The following is a 20,514-nucleotide window of genomic DNA, read 5'->3' as shown; positions in this document are numbered from 1 at the left end:
AGGCGGACAATCCATTTTTCAACCAAATAAAGGTTTGTACGAACCGTCCTCCTCACTCTGAATAAAATAAGACAAGAGTTTGTGAAAAGGAATGATCGTATGTGAGGAAAATTAAACTGAGGAATATGAAAGTGGTACCTAAAAAAGATAGTCATTGTAAAATCAAGCTGCCTCCAAAAGGATGCGGATTTTTTCCTTCCAATCTGTGTGAGAAACCGATGATTCAACTGGATGAAGTTGGAACAATCAGCTGCGAAGGAGTCGTCAGCGGGAGGATCCTGTGTGACTTCAGACCGCTTCAAGGAGTAACCGTAAATTTGACTTCATCGTTTGCAGGATTGATATTCGAGAACCCGAATCCCGTGACGGACAGTACAGGCCGCTTTTCGACAAGGGTGACGATTGTACCGGGGACACCGATTACACCAGGTGTCATCATAACGGCCACTGCGCAGGTCGGGACCGTGACGATTAGTGATCATATCGTCGTACGGGTGGATTGTATTGTGTGCATCAACCCTGTGCTGACCTTAAATCCGATTCCTGATTTTGTTGGTTGCAAAGGGACGAAGCTGACAGGGAGGCTTACCTGCGAGGGCGTGCCGATTGGCGGCGCAGCGGTCACATTTACGATTCAATCTGCTTCAAACAAGGTCATCGTTACACCGAATCCGGCCATTACACTCGCAGACGGGACCTATAAAGCGACACTTGTCCTGTTCTCGGATGTGGATGAAATCATCACCATCACCGCCAGGACCATGATCGGCGGGAAACAAGTCTCTTCAGAAACGCGGCAGGTCACTGTCCGTTGTGTGAAATGCCGGGAATTATCCATTACATTAAGCAGGCTGAAAAGAAACAAGATCAGCTGCCGTGCCGTCATTTCAGGAACATTATCGTGCGACGGAATCCCGCTTTCGAATCGGACGGTTTCCCTGACAGGGTCCCCGATTCTGCAGTTTCTGCCGTCGAATCCAGTAACAGATGAAGACGGCATCTTTACATCCGTTGTCATCGTGAGTCCCGGGACGCCTTTTCAACCGGCATCAATCACGGCAAGTGCGATGGTCGACGGGAATTTCGATTCTGTAACGGTCGATGTGACAGCCGGCTGCAAGCCTGCCAAGCCTGTTATGACCCTTGAAATACCGGAAAATGCTGTTACGGCAGATGGTGAGGAAATTGCCGGCCATTTGACTTCGAACGGTTTTCCGCTTGCAGGTATTCCGGTAAAACTGAAACTGTCACATGGTCAAGTTCTGGTTAATGAGAAAAGTGTAGTCACCGGGGAAGATGGACGTTTCACAGTATTCATTCAACCACAGCCGGGAATAAAAGAAACCATTTCCATCAAGGCAGTGGCGGCAATCGGCAAAAAGAAACATTCTATTAAAGAGAAAGTCGTTGTCGACTCATAAAATAATAAACAAAAAAAACAGCGGTTTCCACTAGGGAACCGCTGCCTCTTTGGGAAAGTAGAAAATGACTTATGAAAAACTGTCAGCATTCCATGATGTCTGACAACCCTCCAGGTTCTTTTTATTATAAAATATTTATCGAATTTTGTAAATATTCTTTCAGTTATAAGATTTTTTGTTTTCGTGGATAAGCTCCTTCAACTGGGAAAAAACTAAAGGCAAACCTTTAAGTTAAAGATGAAAGGAGTCTAACTCATGAAATGTATGCGTACCGTCCTTATGTTCCTACTCGCATTTTTTGTTGCCGCTGCCGGCACATATGCTGAAAAGAATCCAGTACCAAAGAAAGAAGCGGATTCTGCCAAAGTATCGATTCCCAATTCGGTCCTGAACATTGCAAAAGAAAACACATACCCGAATTCAACACAGGACCAGCCGTATCTGCAGCCAAGTGAATTCACACAGGAACTGCTCGATACATCCAAAGTCAAAATTGAAAATCCGAACCTGATCCGGATTCTGAATGAGTCTTCGATCAATAAAGCGCCGACCATCGGATTGCGCGCTACGATCTATTTAGGGGAGTGGCCGCTGAACTACGCTTCTACCGAGACATCTCCAAACTGGGAATACCAGAAGATCAACACGAATTACTATGATAACCGGGGTGGAAAGGGCAACTACCAGATCCACTACGTCCAGGAAGCACAAAAAGTCGTTAAAGGCGGTCTGACTGCAAAGGTCCCGCACGCGGATGATGTTGAAAAGATGATGATGATCAAGGCGATGGATAACTCACAGCTGCCGCTTGCATTCCAGACGATCGTCGGGGCAGGCACGAAAAAGAGCCAGGTCTATAATATTTCCCCAAAACGACTGGGTTACCTGTACGCCTATGCACCGGCCATTAATGAAAAAGGCAAAGTGACCTACGGTGAAGTCTACCTGCAAATGAAAGGTACCAAACGTTCCGTTGTCGTTAAAAACGTAACATCCCAAGGTGTGGGTGCTTGGATCCCAATACAGGATCACGTCCATTTTGGATTCATGGCGAGTGAAACACCAAGATAACATAAACTTGAAGGCCCGTCCCCAAAGCAACTGGGACGGGCCTTCAAACAATGTTTACTATTTGTCGAAACAGGGAATACATTAACTTCCACTATTTCCTTTAAGTTTTATTAAGGATATGTTATAATATTCAGAATACTCTAAATAAAGGAGGTTTGCCAGCAATGGAATATTTATTACTGTTTGGAGCCGTCCTGGTAGCAGCGACAGCAATGAGACTTTGGTTCGGTTCGCGGCGGGCAAAGTACTATGCCGAGCGAATTAAGCGCTACGGGCTGGGCGAACAGCCATTTGAAAAGACGGTACGTGAATCCTCACCCGTCAATGACAAGACAAAATAAAAACACTTCGGATCTCTGTTCCGGGGTGTTTTTTTGTTAGGGTATAAATTTAGTTGAAGGCTGCCATACGGACCGTTTCTACAAGTAGTTTTTAAGTTATTAATAATGATTCTAAGTAGCGCAATAAATGGAAAACCAGCGCAATTATTCGAATAGAGGCGCAATAATTTTGGAAGTGGCGCAATTATCCGGAAAACAGCGCAATTATTGAAAAAGAAGCGCAATTATCTGAGATGCGGCGCAATTATTCAGAAAGGATCATCTTTGAGTCGCGAAGATGTCTACAAAATCTGAGTGGAACCTCATTAATTTTTAGGATCCAGTCATATTTTAGCCAATTACATTTTTGGTTTTAGCTAATAATGACTCATTTTGTTCATTATAATTTCTGTCCACCATTACTACATCAATAATCAGAATCGTCATCTAACGAAAAAAGCCCAGCTCCAAACAGAAGCCGGGACGCCAATCATCGTTCAATCAGAGCTTTCCTTTTTGAAAAATCCACATCCTGATAATACATGGATTTCACCAATACATTCGGACCTAAACAGCGGGCTGCAGGACAATGACAATTCAATTCCTTCGCAAGCTCCTGTTCCTGCCATTTATCAAAAATGCCTGGGAGGGAATCCCTCATGATGTTCCCGAGCGGAGGCGTGTCACCGAAGTCGGTCACGATGACGTCACCTGTGAAGATATTGACGTTCAATCGGGAACGGCCGTCGGGATCATTGCGGACACTCACGTTTTTTGCTGCATACAGCCGTTTCAACATTTCGCGGTCTTCTTCGGATGAACTGCACGCATAGAACGGGAGCGTACCGAATAGCATCCATACATCTTCATCTCTGAATTCCAATATGTTTTTAATGGCTTGACGCGTTTCATCCAATGATAAAGTCTCCAGGCTCGAAGCGAAATCTGATGGGTACATCGGGTGAATTTCATGTCGTCCGCACTTCATTTCATCGACGACCTGGCGGTGGATCTTTTCAAGATAAGGCAGCGTGTTCTTGTTGAGCATCGTTTCGGCTGATACGAGTACGCCTGCTTCAGACAATGCGCGGCTGTTTTCGATCATGCGGTCAAACAGCTTCTGGCGCTGCTCGCGTGTCGGCTTCAGTTCCATATTCGCAAATCCGACATCGATGAATTCATCCGTCGTTCCCCAGTTATGAGAAATGTGCAGAACATCCAAATAAGGGGCAATCAATAAGTAACGGTCCAGATCAAGCGTCAGGTTCGAGTTGATCTGTGTATGTACACCCCTGGCATGTGCATATTTCAGCAGCGGAAGCACAACATGTTCCACTGATTTCTTTGAAAGCATCGGCTCTCCTCCGGTAATACTAAGGGAACGGAGAGTTGTGATTTCATCGAGGCGCCGAAAGACGGTATCCATCGGCAGTGTATCCGGATCCTTCGGCGTCAGTGTATAGCCGACAGCACAATGTTCGCAACGCATATTGCACAAAGTCGTCGTCGTGAATTCGATGTTGGAAAGTGTGATGCCGCCATGTTCTTCCACATCCAGGTAAGCCTCCCAAGGATCATGGTCAATGGACATTTTCTTGGAGAGAGTGGTTTGTTTCATAAATAAAAAACTCCTTTAAAATAAGTCACTAACCCATTATTGAAAACTGGACACCCCTTGTCAATCCGAAAGTTATTGGTTACCATAATAAAGGTATGAAAGGAGAGATTTACTTGGGCAAAGCCGTGAACGATAAAAACTCTCAGGTGGATTACCTGAAACAGCGTTTGAACCTGTTTGTTGATGTGTTAGATTCCATCGACCCTGAACAGGCCGATGTGGATGATATCGATCGTTTGATTTCAATGATCGATGATATAGAGACGAAATGCGAACAGTTTAAGAAGACTGAAGAATAAGAGTCCTGGAATGGGGCTCTTTTTTGTTTGGCCGGGTTGGGCGGAGGATGTGGATGGAGCAGGATTGTGGATCGGATGGTTCGGGCCTGGTTCAAAAGCGCGGGCTGTGCCAGGCACCATTAAAAGAAGAAAAAGTACTTCAACCCCAATCATCGATATTTCCCGGAAAATGATGAACCATGTCGCAATTCATTCAACTCCTTTGAAGGAATCTGTCATTTTTAGTCAAATACTTAACAATGGTTCAATAAAAGGAGAGAGTCATATGCAAATACAGGCAATCAAAAAAGAGCAGTGTCCCGAAGCTAAAGAAGTCATCCTGTCTGGCTTCCTTGAGCGGTTCGGTTTTATCGACCACACCCTGAATCCCGATATTCAGGATATTTGGACGGAATATATGCAGGGTGATGAATTATTTTATGTGGGAATGATGGATGGCAGGATGATCTGTACGGGGGCAATCAGAAGAGAATGCAAAGATACGTTTCAGGTGGTGAGGATGTCGGTTCTGAAACCTTATCGGAAGCACGGTCTCGGCCGGCGGATGCTTGTTCATTTGGAGGATAAAGCACAGTCCCTCGGTGCAAGAATGCTCATTCTTGAGACAAATAAGCACTGGGAGGATGCGATTCATTTTTATCGGAAGGATGGGTATTCGGTGACTCATGAGGATGAGGTCTCTTGTTATTTCGAGAAGGAATTTCCTATGTGAAATCCCTTTCAATCCAATTCTTATAGGAGTATAATGATTGGTGAAAAATAAGAATCGTTTGAACAATTTGATAGGTAGAGGGGAAAGGGGAAGAATGATGAATAAAGAGACATTGCAGCAAAGTATGTACGACTTGATCGTGGAAACATCCACGAACCTGCCGAAGGATGTGCGCCGGGCGATCCGTTCTGCGAAAGAACGCGAGAATGCAGGAACACGGGCGGCGATGAGCCTTGATACGATTTCGAATAACGTGAAGATGGCGGATGACAATGTATCTCCGATTTGTCAGGATACAGGACTTCCTACATTTAAAATAAAAACTCCGGTCGGCGTGAATCAGCTCCAAATCAAAGAAGCGATTTATGCCGCGATGGTGCAGGCAACGAAGGATGGAAAGCTTCGCCCGAATTCGGTTGATTCGCTGACTGGCGCAAACTCCGGTGATAACCTGGGTCTTGGGACGCCAGTAATTAAATTTGAGCAATGGGAAAAAGATTATGTCGATGCCCGCCTGATTCTGAAGGGCGGCGGCTGTGAAAATAAAAATATTCAGTACAGTCTGCCATGCGAGCTTGATGGTCTTGGCCGCGCAGGACGAGACCTTGACGGGATCCGCAAGTGCGTGATGCATTCTGTGTACCAGGCTCAGGGCCAGGGCTGCAGTGCCGGGTTCATCGGCGTCGGAATCGGGGGAGACCGTTCTTCAGGGTACGACCTGGCGAAGGAACAGCTTTTCCGTTCCGTGGATGATGTGAATCCGACAGAGGATCTTCGTAAATTAGAAGAATATGTGATGGACAATGCCAACGAGCTTGGCATCGGTACGATGGGCTTTGGCGGGGAAACGACGCTTCTTGGCTGCAAGGTCGGCGTGATGAACCGCATCCCTGCCAGCTTCTTCGTCTCAGTAGCGTATAACTGCTGGGCATTCAGACGCCTTGGTGTGAAGCTGAGCGATGATGGCGGGATCGATGAGTGGTTCTATCAGGAAGGCGATAAGATTGACCTGACAGTTGGGTCACAGTCAGAACTTGAAACAGCCGCTGCTGATTCTGGTGAAAAGCCGAACGTCGTTGTATTGGAAGCTCCGATCACGGAAGAGAAGATCCGGGAACTGAAAGTGGGAGATGTCGTACAAATCAACGGCCGCATGTACACCGGCCGTGACGCGATCCACAAGCACTTGAGCGAAAACGATGCACCGGTAGATTTGGACGGTCAAGTGATCTACCACTGCGGTCCGGTCATGCTGAAGGATGACGAAGGCAACTGGCATGTGAAAGCAGCAGGTCCGACAACATCGATTCGCGAAGAGCCTTATCAAGGCGATATCATGAAACGCTTTGGTATACGTGCTGTTATCGGTAAGGGCGGAATGGGTCCGAAGACGCTTGCTGCCTTGAAGGAGCATGGCGGCGTATACTTGAACGCAATCGGAGGAGCTGCCCAATATTATGCTGACTGTATCAAAGGCGTAGACGGAGTGGACCTGATGCAGTTCGGTATCCCGGAAGCAATGTGGCACTTGAATGTCGAAGGCTTCACGGCGGTAGTGACAATGGATTCTCACGGAAACTCGCTTCATGACGAAGTGGACAAGTCTTCTTTGGAAAAATTGGCGCAGTTTAAGGAACCGGTATTTAAATAAACAAGCCGTTCCAGGATATTTGGAACGTCAGGTGTGAAATACTAGACGGACGTAGAGGTTCAAAAAATTAAATAGGCATAAAGGAATGGCATACGAATTAACGTATGCCATTTTCCTTTTATAAAATAAATCGACAAAAGGGGAGTTTCTAATACTAGGGGAAAAAAGCTTCTAAATACGAATTTTGAGCTCTCGAATTCCTTTTATTCCTTACATCCCCAGCAAGAATGGAATTCCAGCTGCTAACCCGATAATCACTATGAAAATAACCCACCCGATTGGTTGCGCTAAGTTTATGGTCCAGCCTACTCCAAATCGTTTTTCCAGGAATAAAGAAGGATCATTTGGATTGAAATAGAACATACCCAGTTTCCAATAACGGTCATCATCACGATCAAGGACAGCACCATTTACTCCTGTGGTGGTTGTTTTTACCCGGCTGCCGCCTTGACCGGTTGTAATCGAAAGTATGATAGATCCTGACACTAGCCCAATCGTTAGTATAAGTGGGATAATCGCCATCAGCTGAGTGTCTATTGGATAAATAGTTGAAAGCTGAATAAATGCGAATAATAAAACGACTGCGGTCCCGGTAATAATGATATATGCCGACCATCTTCTTCTGAAAACAACATTTTTATACATTGATTCTTCAGGATTTTCAGCACTCACTTGTTGCTTCGCCTTGGCAATCATTGTATTAATGAAAATGAAAAGTAATGTTAAATATACTTGCATAATAGGCATAACTAATACAGAACGATAGGATTTATCTACCCAGTTCGTAACCTCCCCATCAAAGTTATACTTTGTCGGAATCTGATCAGGCATTGATTGATAGTTCTGGAACGTAATGAACACCGTAACCAGCACAATCAAAAACGACAGGACAAACCATAGATTGGAGTAGGTGAGTTTTTTTTCACGAAAAGCTGTATCAATGACCACAAGCTGTGATTTAGCTGCTGACCATTTATTATTCTGTTTGAGCAGTTTCATTTTACGATGGAACACTAGATAAATGAGAAAGCTAAGAATAACATACCCTAGAACAACCCCGCTAAATAAAATACTGGCCTTTTGTTCATCAGCAGCAAATGATGATCCTGATACTAGAAAAATGATGGTTACGGCAATACTCAGCATTGCTGTTAACAGGACATATTTCTTACGCATTCCCCTTAATTCTTCGGTTTTATATACACCTTCAGGAATGGAAACACCGAAGCTTTCTGTTCTCCTCGTCCAATATGGGATGAACATCATCGAAAGATACACCGGCACCATAATCACTAACAACAAAATATAAAACGTATTCATTTACCTCTCCCCTTTATGAGAACTCTTTAAATAATCTGCTGCACAATTGTAAAAACTCATCTTCATTCATTCCACGACACAGCGATTCTGCAATTAGTGGATGCAATGTTTTAATTAATTTGCTCCGATACTCCTCATCTGCTTGCTGAACACCGTCAGGATTCACAACAACCCCTTTCTGGCGGTGGATTAATATGAAGCCTTCCTGCTTTAGCTGTTGATAGGCTTTGTTCACGGTATGAAGATTGATTCCAATATCTGCTGCCATCGATCTTACGGAAGGCAACCCATCACCTGGCTTAAGCAACCCCTTCGCAATACCTGCAATAATCTGATGCTTTAGTTGTGTGTAAATTGGTTCATCTGACTCTAAATCAAGGTTTATTAGCAATGTCAATCACACTCATTTCTTTTGTGCTATCTGTTATACATATAATATAACAGATAATTCATCTGGTCAATAATGTTTTCAAATTTTTTTAAAGAATGTCTTCATAAACTTTGTTGTTTTTTTACGGGCCAGAGTTTGGAACGGCGGGATTTTATATCTATTTATGATCGGAATTTTCGGACAAGTGCTCGTTTGGTTGTGGTAAAATTAGGATATTGAAGTCATAGGAAACGGGGAGACAAATCATGAGTGCAAATCAAAACATGCGACAAACCTATACACCGCCAAAACATATCGTATCTGCTGCAACGATTGTCCTGAATGAACATGGCGAACTGCTTTTGATCAAGGGGCCGAGAAGAGGATGGGAAATGCCCGGCGGACAGGTGGAGGAAGGAGAGTCACTGAAGGAAGCGGCTATCAGAGAGACCAGGGAGGAATCGGGGATCGAGGTTGAGATCACTAAGTTCTGCGGCATTTTTCAAAATGTGAATGAGTCAATCTGCAACACGTTATTTTTAGCGAAACCGGTAGGAGGGACAATGACCACCTCTGATGAAAGCCTGGAGGTCGGCTTCTTTCCGATTGAAGAAGCGCTTGAAATGGTGACTTTTCCAAATTTCAGGGAAAGGATCAGATGCTGTCTTGATGAAGAGGCCCATCCGTTTTATGTGGAGTTTTAAGTGATGCCGGAATTTCATAGGCTATTAAAAGGAGGAGATGACATGTGGTGGTTCTGGATCATGATTGGAGGAATTCTGCTGTTTGCGTTCCTGATCGGTGTCCGGAGAAAGAAAAGGAATAACGATACCCATGTACCTGGAATCAATCCTGGCGCGAAACCTGGGGAGGATCAGAATTACACGATGGGGACTCATCGGGATTCAGGCGGGAGTTCGGGAGGTCAGTGAATTATTTTTTTTTAATTATATTGTTCGCTGTTTTGGTCATGGTATTGGGAGTGGGATTTTTTCTCGATTACTGGCTGCGAAAAAAGCTGAACATCTCGAGAAAACCGGGAGTTTTGTATAAGCCGGTGCATCCTGTGCAGGGATGGATGGAAGCTATAATCGTAATCGGGTCCATTCTTTTGATTTTTAATGTAGAATTTGAAAAAGTGGGGGCCGGGGTGATGGTACCCCTTGTTTTTACCCTGCAGTTCAGCTTTAGGGCGGTTATGGAATGGAAATTTGAACGGGAGAGAAGAGAGTATATCATTACTGCATCCTCTGTTGTCTTACTTGTTTTACTTTTGCCGTTTGTGATGGCTCTGGATTATTTTATGTAGGATGCTGTCAGCTCATCCATCAATAATCACATATGTAAACTTTCCAACAATCGCCATCTTTAGTATACTACGGGGAAATGGAGGGATCTTATGATACGGATTACAGTATTCTTCATCATGATGCTTGCAGCGGCAGTAGTGCTTGCAGCCTGCAGCGAGTCGGCGGATAAAGTTGAAATTACAAAAATTGAAAGTGTAAATATGGAGAAACTAAAGGAAATGACCCGAACCTATGTGGGGGATAACAGTAAAGTATACAGCATCGTGCAAAATCTGCCCGGCGGTGAAACCGTGAAGGGCATCGATTTGTCCGGTGAAAGAATCAAGGTTACATACGGTCTTGAAGAAGGATCAGGTGTCTCAGAAGAACAATTCAACAAGTACTGGTTCAACGGAAAAAATGTCGATAAGCAGAATTTCTATTACAATGCCATTTATCTTGCGCTTTTAGTGCCCAATGCAAAAGGCTTCTCTTTCGTAATTGACGGTTCGACCCTGGATGTCACGAGACAACAGGTGGAAAAGGAATTGAAGGAGGAATTCAAGGATTTTCCCGACATTAATGACGAAGAAGCCGTCAGGAAGTTCATTGAGAAAAACAAGTCTAAATTGAAAGAACTCGCCAGTGAGGAGTATCAGGCTTTTCAATAAAAAGAGACAATTTGGATACTTTTAGTAAGCATGAAACTGTCAACTTCTCAAAAACTAAAGAAAACGATTGAGAAGGAAGGTTATTATGACTAAATTACTGAAAATCCTATTGATTGCATCCCTGTTCGTACTGGTCATGCCGGCCAATGCGAAGGCGGTTTCCAATAATCCGATCGGCTGGGGATTCAAGAAGAGCCGTGATGAAGTACCGGCTGAAGCGGGAACGGCTTATGACAAAATGCTTGAAAAATACGGTGCTTTCTACAAGGGTTCACCTGAAAAGAAAGAAGTCTACCTCACATTTGATAACGGCTATGAAAATGGCTTCACCGAAAAAGTGCTTGATGTGCTGAAAAAAGAAAAAGTCCCTGCGACTTTCTTCGTGACAGGACATTATCTGTTAAGTGCGGAAGACCTCGTGAAACGCATGGTCAAAGAAGGACATATCATCGGGAACCATTCCTGGCACCATCCTGATTTTACCGCGACCACCGATCAGCGGGTAAAGGAAGAGCTCGAGAAAGTCAAAGTCAAAACAGCCGAGCTCACCGGACAGAAAGAAATGAAGTACCTTCGTCCGCCGCGTGGTGTATTCAGTGAACGCACCCTGCAGATCGCTCAGCAGGAAGGCTACCGGCACGTATTCTGGTCGCTCGCATTCGTCGACTGGAAAACAAACGAACAGCGCGGCTGGCAATACTCCTACGATAACATCATGGCGCAGATCCATCCCGGAGCCATTATCCTGCTGCATTCTGTATCAAAAGACAACGCAGATGCATTGGAAAAAGCAATACAGGATTTGAAAAAACGCGGTTACACATTCAAAAGCCTGGATGAACATCCGGCAATGAAATAGGAGGGACGGGCCATTAGCTGCTAAAGGCCCGTCCCTCGGTGCGTCAACTTGGTAAAGGATTATCAGTCGTACCAGATGAGAGTTTCATTGTACTGTTTTTTATCGCATTGTTTTAGATTATAGACATTGTCGGCTAATTCCTGATCGGTTACGTATTCAATTTCTTCACAGCTCATTTTCGTCACTTCACCAGTGCCGTAAGCATCCATTCGCGTATCTTCCACGGAATGAATTGTATCTCCATCGAATTCCAGGTCGTGCAGAATGGGGTCTCCTTCTATTGTATAGCTGACAATCCGGACACTGTCTTTCTTCCCGTTCTGGACATTTTCAAAAAAATGCTCAAATTCTTCGAGATTTTCTATCTTTCCATGGCTGTTCACCACATCGGCCGGTGCAGGTTTGAAGTCTTTACCAACCTCCACATTAACCTTATTACCCGGACCGTCGCAACCTCCTGCCAGCATCACAAGCAGTATCCCGAACGCCATCCATTTTTTCAATTTCACCAGCCCCTTTTTACCTGATTCTACCATAATAGACGTATCACAACGTTGAAGGGTTACACCTTCCGTATGCTATAATACACATACGAGTTTTGACGCGGAAGGATGAGGACGATGATAACGAGGAATGTTAGGATTGAAGGCCCTTATAATTTTGACATGGTGCTGGACAGGCTGTCGCTTGATCCGTTGAATGCAGTAGATCAGGCTGACCGCAGCGTAAAGGTTCCGTATTATCTTCCGCACGGAAACGGTGAGGTCATCAGGGTGCAGGCGACCGGTACGACGGAGGAACCCCAATTCACCGTTACATTTGAGAATGATGAACACCTTGAAGAAAAGTACAGCCGCATCGCACAGATCTTTCAATGGCATATTGGACTTCATGACGTGCATGAGCATTTCCTGCAAACCGAACTGAAACCCATTTTCGAAGAGCATCTGGGCACTCCGATCATATTGGAATTCGATCCGTTTGCAAGCATCGTCAAGAGCATCATCCACCAGCAGCTCAACCTGAAATTCGCCTTCACGCTGACGCATCGGTTCGTCACGACATACGGCTGGCATAAGGAAGGTGTCTGGTTCTATCCGTCGCCTGAAAAAACAGCCCGCATCACCGTGGAAGAATTGAGGGAGCTGCAATTTTCCCAGCGTAAAGCAGAGTATGTCATCGGTCTCGGCCAGAAGGTGGCGAGCAGTGAATTGAACCTTGAAACATTGGCAAATGAAACAGATGAAATCATCATCAAGGAGCTCACCAAAATCCGCGGTATCGGACCGTGGACGGCACAGAGCTATCTGTTGTTCGGACTCGGCCGCCCGAATCTGTTTCCAATGGCTGATATCGGCATCCAGAACGCCCTCAAACGTTTATACAAAATGGACCGGAAGCCCACCCAGGAAGAGCTTGAACAGTTCAGCTCGCCGTGGCATCCTTATTTAAGCTATGCATCCCTGTATTTATGGAGAAGTATCGAATAGAACGGACGTGAATCAATGAAAAAGCAATACACGAAAAAACGGCAAGGCAACAACAATGAAGTGAAGATTGAGCTGAAACAGCAGTTTCCGCTTACGATAAAGAAAATAGGCATCAACGGGGAAGGCATCGGATTCTTCAAAAGAAAGATCGTCTTCGTACCCGGCGCCCTGACTGGAGAAGAAGTCGTCGTCGAAGTGACCAAGGTGCATCCGAAATTCACCGAAGCGCGCATAAAGAAAATCCGGAAAAAGTCGCCGCAGCGTACAAAGGCACCTTGCCTCGTCTACGAAGAATGTGGAGGCTGTCAGCTTCAGCACCTTACCTATGAAGGCCAGCTCGAAGCAAAGCGCGATATCGTCCTGCAATCGCTTGAACGACATACGAAATTAAACCTGGAAGAACTTGATATCCGTCCGACAATCGGCATGGAAAACCCATGGCACTACCGGAACAAGAGCCAATTCCAAGTGGAGACCCATAAAGGAAGAGCCTTCGCAGGTCTCTACAGCATGAACTCTAACAAGCTGATCAACATCGACGAATGTATCGTCCAACACTCGGCCACCAACAAAGTCACAACCGAAATCAAGCGCATCATCAACGACTTCAACATCCCTGTCTATGATGAGAAAAAGAAGAAGCCGATCCTGAGAACGATCGTGACACGTGTCGGTTTCGAAACCGGACAGGTCCAGGTGGTACTTGTTACTTCCGAGAAAAAGATTCCACGCAAGGAATTGCTGATTTCAGAGATAGAGAAGCGTCTGCCTGAAGTCGTTTCCATCGCACAGAACATCAACCCGAAAAAAACCGGCATCATCTTTGGGGACGAAACCGTTCATCTCTCTGGAAAAGAAAGCATTGAAGAACGCCTGGATGAGTTCACTTATGAGCTTTCAGCGCGAGCATTTTTCCAGTTGAACCCGATTCAGACCACCAAGCTTTATAATGAAGCGAAGAAAGCAGCGAGACTGACTGGTGAAGAGAAGGTTGTCGATGCTTACTGCGGAGTCGGTACAATCGGACTTTGGCTGGCAGACGGAGCAAAAGAAATCCGTGGTATGGACGTCGTCAAAGAAGGCATTGATGACGCCAAGAAGAACGCTGAACGATTCGGAGTCAATCATGCCGAATACTTCGTCGGAAGTGCTGAAGAACTCATGCCGAAGTGGAAAAAAGAAGGCTGGAGACCCGACGTGGTCGTGGTCGATCCCCCTAGGACTGGCTGCGATCAGAAGTTCCTTGATACAATCAAGGAAGTGAAGCCGAAGAAGTTTGTGTATGTGAGCTGCAACCCTTCTACTTTGGCGAAAGATATTGAGTATTTGAAGAAGCATTACACCGTTGAGTATCTGCAGCCGGTGGATATGTTTCCGCAGACGGCGCATGTGGAGTGTGTGGTGAGGTTGGTGTTGAAGTAAGTATGGGAGGGTTTTGGTCAATCGTAACGAATAAGTTTATATAGAGGCGTTTATCATGTGAAGGAGGGGAAGTATTGGATCCGTTAAAAGATACCAGGTGGAGGCAAAGGTTTGAGAACTTTGAGAAATCTTATAAGCTCCTGGAAAAGTATTCAGAACAAGAGCTGCATTCTGAACTGGAAAAGGCAGGGATTATTCAATTTTTTGAGATGTCCTTTGAATTAGCATGGAAAGTCATGAAAGACTATCTTGAAACAGAAGGTTTCCAAGTGAAAAGCCCAAGAGAAACAATAAAACAGTCCTATCAAATAGGCTTGGTCGAAGATGGGCACGTTTGGATTGATGCCCTGACGAACCGGAATCTCACAACGCATACTTACGACGAAGCACTTGCTGAAAAATTTGTAAAAAATATTAAAGAACTATATTTTCCTGCCTTCAAATCATTCTATGAAAAACTCTTAAAGGAAGTATAAACATGTTTGGACTGACGGAAAAAGATCTCGAACATATTTTGGATGGCATTAAAGGATTCAGCGAAATTGAAAAGGCTGTTATATTTGGAAGCCGTGCTATGGGGAATTACAAAAAGGGTTCGGACGTAGATTTAGTGATTTACGGAAAAGACATTACGGGTAAAACATTATATAGTCTTGATAATTTACTTAATGAAAAACTTCCATTGCCTTACTTTTTTGATGTTCTTCAATTTGAAAAAATTAACAATGAAGAATTAGTGCGGCATGTCAGAGAAGAGGGGAAAGAGATATTTCGCCGGGAAAACGCAACTGGTGAGACTAAGTACACCCATTGAGCTGAACGTAAAGTTAATACCAAGAAAAGGATACCCGCTATACTATTAAGGGGTATCTTTTTCTGTCTATTTATCCTTCTTTTCAATCTCCTCCATTTCCTCCCTTTCCTCGTGGGTAATTCCGAATGGGATCCTGCCTTCCGTATATCCAGCTATGAATGCAAAAGTATCATTTGAATCGAAGGAATCCTCCAGTTCACGAGCCTGCTATCTCTTTTGTAATGCTCAGAAATTTATTATTCAGTGTTTCAAAGATCGCTTTTAATGAGTATTAAGGATTTGGTAGCATTTCATGTGTAACTAGAATGGAGATATGAATAAAGCAGGATGATCCAAAGTGTACAAAAAAACCTTAGCCTGTAAGAAATGCGCCCTCCATTGGGAGGAATGATCCTTGTCCATGTAGAAGTGGTTCGACATATAAAGTGCTGTGGGAAATAAAGAAAGGTGGACCTGAGATGAATATTCATGGTTTTGAGAATCATGTAGATAAAACGATTCTAGACAGGGGATATTGCTATTACATTGATGGCAATGTCACGAAGGCGTCTAAACAGAGTGAAAACACGTTTCTTTTTCAAGTGGAGGGAAGCGAGGATTACGAAGTGCTGGTTGAGACGGCAGCTGACGGTCATATTCTGCATTCCCAGTGTGATTGTCCATACGATTTTGGACCGGTATGTAAGCATGAGGTTGCTGCATACTTTAGAATATTGGCGATGTTAAAGGGTGATTTTGGTGATGGAGGTGAAAAGGAAGAGCATTCGACCATACATATGGTTTTAGACAGTCTTTCTAAAAAAGAATTGATTGATATTATCGTAAACCTAACGAAGGATGACACAATTTTGAAAAATAGACTTATGGTTAAATTCTCAAAAAGGGGCAATCAGCAGGAGTTTGAAGGTTGCCGTAGATTAATAAATTCTATCATCAGAATATATAAAGGCAGGGAAGGTTTTATCCAGTATCGCCTTACTAGGAACTTTGTCAGAGAACTGGAAGAGGTAGCCGAAAAGGCGCGACAAACTGAAGGTGTACTTCAGTCCCTGGATATCGCAGTTCTTTTATTTGAGGAAGCAATTGGTGCATTCCAATATGCAGATGATTCTGGCGGAGATATCGGCTCCCTGGTTGACGAAACTCTGGAATTAATCGAAGAGATAACTAGTGGTGTTGACAGTACAGACCCTCTACAGGCAGAAATCTTTGAAAGGCTATTAAATCAGGTTGAAAACGAGGTTCTAGATGGGTGGAGCGATTACAAAATTGAATTGTTGAGTATCTGTTGTGAACTTGTGGATGATATAAAGCTGAGGAAACGGCTGATTGACAAAATTGAATCGATGCTGGATGAAAGATCAAGTGATCGGTATTCACATTATGAGAGTGAAAGCATGCTGCAATTATTGCTTGAGTTGACAAAGAAATATGGAACAGAAGAAGAAGCCGAGGAGTTTATTTATGAGCATTTGCATTATACAAATTTTAGAGAGCAATTATTGAATAAGTTGCTGCTGGAGAAAAACGATCAAAAGGTCATTGAGTTTGCTCAAGAAGGAGAAGCGAAGGATCAACAGTATCCGGGATTAATATCGAAATGGAAAAAGTTCCGATACCTAGCCTATAAGAACCTTTCATTAAGGGAAGAACAGTATTTGTTGGCAAAGGAGTTTTTGTTTCAAGGGGATTTTTCATATTACGAAGAATTAAAAGGATTATCCTCGGAAAATAAAGAGAATTTCTACACAAACTTAAAACAAGAATTAAAGGATGCCAAAAGCTGGCAAGCGGGAAGTATGTTCCTTAAGTTGATAGATGAAGAAAACGATGTGGAAGAGTTATTGTTGTTTGTTAGAAGCAACCCCATTTATATTGAAGAATACGCCCATAAACTGTTTGATCATGATAAAGAAGGGGTCGAGGAAATCTATCGCGGTTATATCCAAGCTGCTGCAAGTTCTTCTTCCAATCGGAAAGCTTACCAAACGGTTTGTCATATATTAATTAACTATAAGAGAATTGCAGGCAAACCGAAGCAAGTAGAGTTGATCGATGAGCTAATGGAATTATACAAAAGGAGACCGGCATTTCTGGACGAATTAGGGAAGATAAAATAAACCCGCGGCAGCATGTGTGGCATGATCAATACTTCTGATTAAATGTTGTAAGCTGTAAGTGGTGACAAGGGATACCCGTCATTGTTTATTGGAATATCCCTTTTCTGCCGCTATTCTTTCTCAATCTCCTCCATTTCCTCATGGGTAATGCCAAAAGGTAACCCGCCTTCTGTATAACCAGCGATGAAAGCAAAGTTTTCATCAGAATAACAGGATTCCTCCAGTTTTAGTGCTTTCTTTTTCCTCTTTTTCTTTTGTTCTGCCTGTTTTTCTAGGATTCGCTTGATTTCCTCTTTGTCCTGATTGCTTATTTTGAATCCAATCCTCCTAAGTTCCTTCATGGAGTTTTTTAGATTGAGTCCGAACTTCTTTGAATATGCTCTAATGATATTTCCTTCTTCCGTAAACTCCCGGGCCCAGGTACGTCCAAGCTCCTTCCGCTCTTCCTTGGGCAATCCCCAACATTCTTTCTTTTTACTTTTGCATTTTTTCTTTTTGACCAAGTTACATACCCCCGTTAAAGCTGCGATATTACTAGTATTGCTATGTTAGCATAAAGTTGACTGAAGAATTCATAGTAAAAATATTGTAAACTATATATAAAAATCCAGAAATTTCATTGCCAAGCATTAGTATTTATTGTATTATTATGAATAATCAGACATATAGTTTAGACAGGTAGTTGTCTAAGGGTAGAGATGAGGAGAATCCCTGTGACCAATGAATTGCATGACACTTTTTGTGGTGCAGTTTGTTGTTCATGGGTTTTTTTATGAAGAAAATGTGAAACAAAGGGGAGGAAATGGCATGAAGACCAAGGTTTTATCATTCGTTTTAGTGTTGATGGTTGTCCTTGTCGGATGCAGCAGCAGTGAAACCGGAGGGGATGAAAAGACTGAAATTGATTTCTGGTTTCCGGTTGCGGTCGGCGGTGATGTGGCAAAGATCGTGGATGGGATTGTTGCTGATTTTGAGGAAGAAAATCCCGACATCAAGGTGAATGCGAAATACGGGGGAAGTTACGCTGAGACGATGACGCAGGTGATGGCATCGTCACAGGCGGGTAATGCGCCTGAGCTTGCGGTGTTATTCTCGATTGATTTATTTACATTGCTTGAGAACGACCTGATCGAGGAATTGACTCCGATGTTCGAAGAAGAGTATATGGATGATTTCTATGATGGTTTCATGGCGAACTCTTCCGTGGGTGATAAGGTATACAGCCTGCCTTTCCAGCGCAGTACGATCGTCCTTTATTATAATAAGGACGCGTTCAAAGAAGCTGGATTGGATCCTGAAGCACCGCCTGAAAACTGGGAACAGCTGGTGGATTACGGCAAGAAGCTGACGATAAACGGCGGCAAGGATCAGTGGGGACTTGAAATACCGAGTACAGGTTATCAGTACTGGATGTTCCAGGCTTTAGCACTTCAGACTGAAGAGAACATCATGTCTCAAGACGGGAAAGAAGTGTATTTCAATGCACCATACGCAAAAGACGCCATGGAGTTCTGGTTGTCTCTTGGGAATGAGCATAAAATCATGCCGGAAGGGGTCATTGAATGGGCAACCGTTCCTTCTGACTTCCTTAGTGGTAAGACGGCAATGATGTATCATACGACGGGTAACCTGACGAATGTGAAGAATAATGCGGACTTTGAGTTCGGTGTCTCCTTCCTGCCTGCCAATAATCAGTATGGTTCACCTACTGGAGGCGGAAATATCTACTTGTTCAAGGATCTTCCAGAAGCGAATAAGGAAGCTGCCGTTAAGTTCATGAAATTCCTTACAGAACCTGAGCGTGTGGCACAGTGGTCGATTGATACAGGATATGTTGCCACCACCGAATCTGCTTATGAGACTGACTTGTTGAAGAAGTATGTGGAGGAGTTCCCTCCTGCACTTGTAGCACGCGAGCAATTGGAATATGCAGACAGTGAATTGGCCACGTACCAGAACGGCGAGGTGCAGAAAATCTTTAATGACCATATTCAATCAATCTTAACAGGTCAGAGCCCTGTTGATGAAGGGTTGGATGATGCCCAGGAGAAAGCAGAAAAAGTGCTGGAGCCTTTTCAGTAAGCAGGCAGCATAAATAGACTGGAAGAAGTGGAGCTCGGAGTGGATATTGTGCTGACTTGGGCTCCTTTTTCCCAGAAAGGTGGGACTGTTAGATGACGACCAAGCAACGAAAACTCAGTTCCGGGGCGAGGAATAATCTGTTCGCCTATGGGCTGCTGTTTCCTTCTTTCATTTTTTTAACACTGTTTACGTTTTACCCGACGCTCAAATCAATCCAGTTAAGCTTCTACAGCGGCCCGATGACCAGATTGCAGTTTTCCGGACTTGAACAGTATAGAGGCGTTTTGGAGGATGAGATTTTCAGGAAGGTCATCTTGAATAACATTCTTTTCATGATCGGTACGGTACCAACTAGTTTGTTCCTGGCGATGTATCTCGCGATCTGGTTGAATAAAAAAATGGCCGGAAGCTCTTTGCTTCGAACGTCATTTTTCTATCCGACGATCGTTCCGCTGATTGCGGTGGCGAATATATGGCTTTTTATCTACACCCCTCAGTATGGATTGCTCGATAATTTCCTTCAAACGTTCGGAACCGGTGATCATAACTGGCTGGGGAATCCGAGCACCGTCATGATTGCAATGATTGTCATGATTATATGGAAGGATGCCGGTTTTTTCATGATCTTCTATCTGGCAGGTTTGCAGAATTTGCCTAGAGACGTGTATGAAGCTGCTGAGATGGAGGGAGCGAAACCGTTCCAGATGTTCCGTCATATCACATTTCCACTGCTGATGCCGACGACTTTGTTTGTCATGATTGTGGCGATTACGAATTCATTCAAAAACGTCGACCACCTGTACATAATGACCAAAGGTGGCCCGGATAATGCCAGCAATCTATTACTCTACCATATCTATGAAGCGGCATTTACGAACTGGGATCTTGGGAAAGCTGCGGTTCTGACCGTGATTCTAATTGTCATCATGCTTGGTATCACCGCATTCAACTATTTATATCTTGATAAGAAAATCCATTATTAAGG

General features: G+C 43.9%; 23 protein-coding genes and 1 pseudogene. 19 read left to right on the top strand and 5 right to left on the bottom strand.

What is annotated here, in order from left to right; all coding sequences use genetic code 11:
• The first annotated feature begins 101 nt into the window (after positions 1 to 101).
• The 3 genes from V6B33_RS17550 (at position 102) to V6B33_RS17540 (ending at position 2,833) form a co-directional block, all read left to right on the top strand.
• Positions 102 to 1,421 (top strand): hypothetical protein, encoded by a 1,320-nt coding sequence (locus V6B33_RS17550; protein WP_334218983.1) that lies wholly within the window; start codon positions 102 to 104, stop codon positions 1,419 to 1,421.
• A gap of 255 nt (positions 1,422 to 1,676) precedes the next feature.
• On the top strand, positions 1,677 to 2,492 hold the full coding sequence (locus tag V6B33_RS17545) for a YfkD famly protein (RefSeq protein ID WP_334218982.1): 816 nt from the start codon (positions 1,677 to 1,679) through the stop codon (positions 2,490 to 2,492).
• Positions 2,493 to 2,656: 164 nt separating this feature from the next.
• Positions 2,657 to 2,833, top strand: coding sequence for a hypothetical protein (locus V6B33_RS17540; RefSeq protein WP_334218981.1), 177 nt, complete (start codon positions 2,657 to 2,659; stop codon positions 2,831 to 2,833).
• 469 nt (positions 2,834 to 3,302) lie between these two features.
• On the opposite strand, the gene yfkAB is transcribed toward V6B33_RS17540, so the two are convergent.
• Complete coding sequence (gene yfkAB, locus V6B33_RS17535) at positions 3,303 to 4,430, bottom strand: radical SAM/CxCxxxxC motif protein YfkAB (protein ID WP_334218980.1); 1,128 nt, start codon at positions 4,428 to 4,430, stop codon at positions 3,303 to 3,305.
• A gap of 113 nt (positions 4,431 to 4,543) precedes the next feature.
• On the opposite strand from yfkAB, the gene V6B33_RS17530 reads away from it, so the two are divergent.
• From V6B33_RS17530 to V6B33_RS17520, 3 genes are all read left to right on the top strand, one after another.
• The gene (locus tag V6B33_RS17530; protein WP_334218979.1) at positions 4,544 to 4,729 is read left to right on the top strand and encodes an SE1561 family protein; all 186 of its coding nucleotides are present in this window, start codon (positions 4,544 to 4,546) and stop codon (positions 4,727 to 4,729) included.
• 10 nt (positions 4,730 to 4,739) lie between these two features.
• A complete protein-coding gene (locus V6B33_RS17525; RefSeq protein ID WP_334218978.1) occupies positions 4,740 to 5,441 on the top strand; it encodes a GNAT family N-acetyltransferase in 702 nt (233 codons plus the stop codon).
• A 97-nt stretch (positions 5,442 to 5,538) separates the two neighbouring features.
• Entirely contained in the window at positions 5,539 to 7,092 is a 1,554-nt protein-coding gene (locus V6B33_RS17520) for a fumarate hydratase (RefSeq protein WP_334219059.1), read from the top strand.
• A gap of 210 nt (positions 7,093 to 7,302) precedes the next feature.
• Here the strand turns inward: V6B33_RS17520 and V6B33_RS17515 are convergent, their stop codons facing one another.
• Both V6B33_RS17515 and V6B33_RS17510 read right to left on the bottom strand, forming a co-directional pair.
• Entirely contained in the window at positions 7,303 to 8,412 is a 1,110-nt protein-coding gene (locus V6B33_RS17515) for a DUF1648 domain-containing protein (RefSeq protein WP_334218977.1), read from the bottom strand.
• Between the two features lie 13 nt (positions 8,413 to 8,425).
• Complete coding sequence (locus tag V6B33_RS17510; protein ID WP_334219058.1) at positions 8,426 to 8,803, bottom strand: GntR family transcriptional regulator; 378 nt, start codon at positions 8,801 to 8,803, stop codon at positions 8,426 to 8,428.
• Positions 8,804 to 9,048: 245 nt separating this feature from the next.
• On the opposite strand from V6B33_RS17510, the gene V6B33_RS17505 reads away from it, so the two are divergent.
• From V6B33_RS17505 to pdaA, 5 genes are all read left to right on the top strand, one after another.
• Complete coding sequence (locus tag V6B33_RS17505) at positions 9,049 to 9,486, top strand: NUDIX hydrolase (RefSeq protein WP_334218976.1); 438 nt, start codon at positions 9,049 to 9,051, stop codon at positions 9,484 to 9,486.
• A gap of 42 nt (positions 9,487 to 9,528) precedes the next feature.
• Positions 9,529 to 9,714, top strand: a complete 186-nt coding sequence (locus V6B33_RS17500; protein ID WP_334218975.1) for a hypothetical protein — start codon at positions 9,529 to 9,531, stop codon at positions 9,712 to 9,714.
• Complete coding sequence (locus V6B33_RS17495; RefSeq protein WP_334218974.1) at positions 9,711 to 10,091, top strand: DUF4181 domain-containing protein; 381 nt, start codon at positions 9,711 to 9,713, stop codon at positions 10,089 to 10,091. Before V6B33_RS17500 ends, V6B33_RS17495 begins: the two co-directional genes overlap by 4 nt.
• A 90-nt stretch (positions 10,092 to 10,181) precedes the next feature.
• Positions 10,182 to 10,742 carry a DUF4825 domain-containing protein gene (locus V6B33_RS17490; protein ID WP_334218973.1) on the top strand — a complete coding sequence of 187 codons (561 nt, stop codon included), beginning with the start codon at positions 10,182 to 10,184 and terminating at the stop codon, positions 10,740 to 10,742.
• 85 nt (positions 10,743 to 10,827) lie between these two features.
• The gene (gene pdaA / locus V6B33_RS17485) at positions 10,828 to 11,601 is read left to right on the top strand and encodes a delta-lactam-biosynthetic de-N-acetylase (RefSeq protein WP_334218972.1); all 774 of its coding nucleotides are present in this window, start codon (positions 10,828 to 10,830) and stop codon (positions 11,599 to 11,601) included.
• Positions 11,602 to 11,663: 62 nt separating this feature from the next.
• Here pdaA and V6B33_RS17480 read toward each other — a convergent pair whose 3' ends face one another.
• Positions 11,664 to 12,104 (bottom strand): DUF4362 domain-containing protein, encoded by a 441-nt coding sequence (locus tag V6B33_RS17480; protein ID WP_334218971.1) that lies wholly within the window; start codon positions 12,102 to 12,104, stop codon positions 11,664 to 11,666.
• Positions 12,105 to 12,221: 117 nt separating this feature from the next.
• On the opposite strand from V6B33_RS17480, the gene V6B33_RS17475 reads away from it, so the two are divergent.
• The 6 genes and pseudogenes from V6B33_RS17475 (at position 12,222) to V6B33_RS17455 (ending at position 17,447) form a co-directional block, all read left to right on the top strand.
• Positions 12,222 to 13,091 (top strand): DNA-3-methyladenine glycosylase family protein, encoded by an 870-nt coding sequence (locus V6B33_RS17475; protein ID WP_334218970.1) that lies wholly within the window; start codon positions 12,222 to 12,224, stop codon positions 13,089 to 13,091.
• Positions 13,092 to 13,106: 15 nt separating this feature from the next.
• Entirely contained in the window at positions 13,107 to 14,513 is a 1,407-nt protein-coding gene (rlmD, locus tag V6B33_RS17470) for a 23S rRNA (uracil(1939)-C(5))-methyltransferase RlmD (RefSeq protein ID WP_334218969.1), read from the top strand.
• 74 nt (positions 14,514 to 14,587) lie between these two features.
• Positions 14,588 to 14,989, top strand: a complete 402-nt coding sequence (locus tag V6B33_RS17465; RefSeq protein ID WP_334218968.1) for a nucleotidyltransferase substrate binding protein — start codon at positions 14,588 to 14,590, stop codon at positions 14,987 to 14,989.
• Between the two features lie 2 nt (positions 14,990 to 14,991).
• Positions 14,992 to 15,327 (top strand): nucleotidyltransferase domain-containing protein, encoded by a 336-nt coding sequence (locus V6B33_RS17460; protein WP_334218967.1) that lies wholly within the window; start codon positions 14,992 to 14,994, stop codon positions 15,325 to 15,327.
• A 377-nt stretch (positions 15,328 to 15,704) separates the two neighbouring features.
• Positions 15,705 to 15,752: pseudogene (locus V6B33_RS22125) on the top strand (SEC-C metal-binding domain-containing protein); the annotation flags it as partial.
• Between the two features lie 33 nt (positions 15,753 to 15,785).
• On the top strand, positions 15,786 to 17,447 hold the full coding sequence (locus tag V6B33_RS17455) for an SWIM zinc finger family protein (RefSeq protein WP_334218966.1): 1,662 nt from the start codon (positions 15,786 to 15,788) through the stop codon (positions 17,445 to 17,447).
• A gap of 110 nt (positions 17,448 to 17,557) precedes the next feature.
• Here the strand turns inward: V6B33_RS17455 and V6B33_RS17450 are convergent, their stop codons facing one another.
• The gene (locus tag V6B33_RS17450) at positions 17,558 to 17,950 is read right to left on the bottom strand and encodes a hypothetical protein (protein WP_334218965.1); all 393 of its coding nucleotides are present in this window, start codon (positions 17,948 to 17,950) and stop codon (positions 17,558 to 17,560) included.
• A gap of 304 nt (positions 17,951 to 18,254) precedes the next feature.
• Here V6B33_RS17450 and V6B33_RS17445 point away from each other — a divergent pair, with 304 nt between their 5' ends.
• Together V6B33_RS17445 and V6B33_RS17440 are read left to right on the top strand one after the other, a co-directional pair.
• A complete protein-coding gene (locus V6B33_RS17445; protein ID WP_334218964.1) occupies positions 18,255 to 19,529 on the top strand; it encodes an ABC transporter substrate-binding protein in 1,275 nt (424 codons plus the stop codon).
• Between the two features lie 92 nt (positions 19,530 to 19,621).
• The gene (locus V6B33_RS17440; RefSeq protein WP_334218963.1) at positions 19,622 to 20,512 is read left to right on the top strand and encodes a carbohydrate ABC transporter permease; all 891 of its coding nucleotides are present in this window, start codon (positions 19,622 to 19,624) and stop codon (positions 20,510 to 20,512) included.
• Positions 20,513 to 20,514 lie beyond the last annotated feature (2 nt).

It is taken from the genome of Mangrovibacillus sp. Mu-81 (assembly GCF_036867415.1).
Taxonomy (GTDB): Bacteria; Bacillota; Bacilli; order Bacillales; family Bacillaceae_B; genus Rossellomorea.
The sequence above is the reverse complement of the archived record's forward strand: the minus strand, read 5'-3'. Positions and strand labels throughout refer to the sequence as shown.

What these genes read in the sequence shown, in the direction of transcription:
- V6B33_RS17460 (WP_334218967.1), top strand. Translation starts at nt 14,992, where the DNA reads ATGTTTGGACTGACGGAAAAAGATCTCGAACATATTTTGGATGGCATT.
- V6B33_RS17455 (WP_334218966.1), top strand. Translation starts at nt 15,786, where the DNA reads ATGAATATTCATGGTTTTGAGAATCATGTAGATAAAACGATTCTAGAC.
- V6B33_RS17525 (WP_334218978.1), top strand. Translation starts at nt 4,740, where the DNA reads ATGGGGCTCTTTTTTGTTTGGCCGGGTTGGGCGGAGGATGTGGATGGA.
- V6B33_RS17445 (WP_334218964.1), top strand. Translation starts at nt 18,255, where the DNA reads ATGAAGACCAAGGTTTTATCATTCGTTTTAGTGTTGATGGTTGTCCTT.
- V6B33_RS17520 (WP_334219059.1), top strand. Translation starts at nt 5,539, where the DNA reads ATGAATAAAGAGACATTGCAGCAAAGTATGTACGACTTGATCGTGGAA.
- V6B33_RS17545 (WP_334218982.1), top strand. Translation starts at nt 1,677, where the DNA reads ATGAAATGTATGCGTACCGTCCTTATGTTCCTACTCGCATTTTTTGTT.
- V6B33_RS17475 (WP_334218970.1), top strand. Translation starts at nt 12,222, where the DNA reads ATGATAACGAGGAATGTTAGGATTGAAGGCCCTTATAATTTTGACATG.
- V6B33_RS17490 (WP_334218973.1), top strand. Translation starts at nt 10,182, where the DNA reads ATGATACGGATTACAGTATTCTTCATCATGATGCTTGCAGCGGCAGTA.
- pdaA (WP_334218972.1), top strand. Translation starts at nt 10,828, where the DNA reads ATGACTAAATTACTGAAAATCCTATTGATTGCATCCCTGTTCGTACTG.
- rlmD (WP_334218969.1), top strand. Translation starts at nt 13,107, where the DNA reads ATGAAAAAGCAATACACGAAAAAACGGCAAGGCAACAACAATGAAGTG.
- yfkAB (WP_334218980.1), bottom strand. Translation starts at nt 4,430, where the DNA reads ATGAAACAAACCACTCTCTCCAAGAAAATGTCCATTGACCATGATCCT.
- V6B33_RS17500 (WP_334218975.1), top strand. Translation starts at nt 9,529, where the DNA reads ATGTGGTGGTTCTGGATCATGATTGGAGGAATTCTGCTGTTTGCGTTC.
- V6B33_RS17440 (WP_334218963.1), top strand. Translation starts at nt 19,622, where the DNA reads ATGACGACCAAGCAACGAAAACTCAGTTCCGGGGCGAGGAATAATCTG.
- V6B33_RS17540 (WP_334218981.1), top strand. Translation starts at nt 2,657, where the DNA reads ATGGAATATTTATTACTGTTTGGAGCCGTCCTGGTAGCAGCGACAGCA.
- V6B33_RS17515 (WP_334218977.1), bottom strand. Translation starts at nt 8,412, where the DNA reads ATGAATACGTTTTATATTTTGTTGTTAGTGATTATGGTGCCGGTGTAT.
- V6B33_RS17505 (WP_334218976.1), top strand. Translation starts at nt 9,049, where the DNA reads ATGAGTGCAAATCAAAACATGCGACAAACCTATACACCGCCAAAACAT.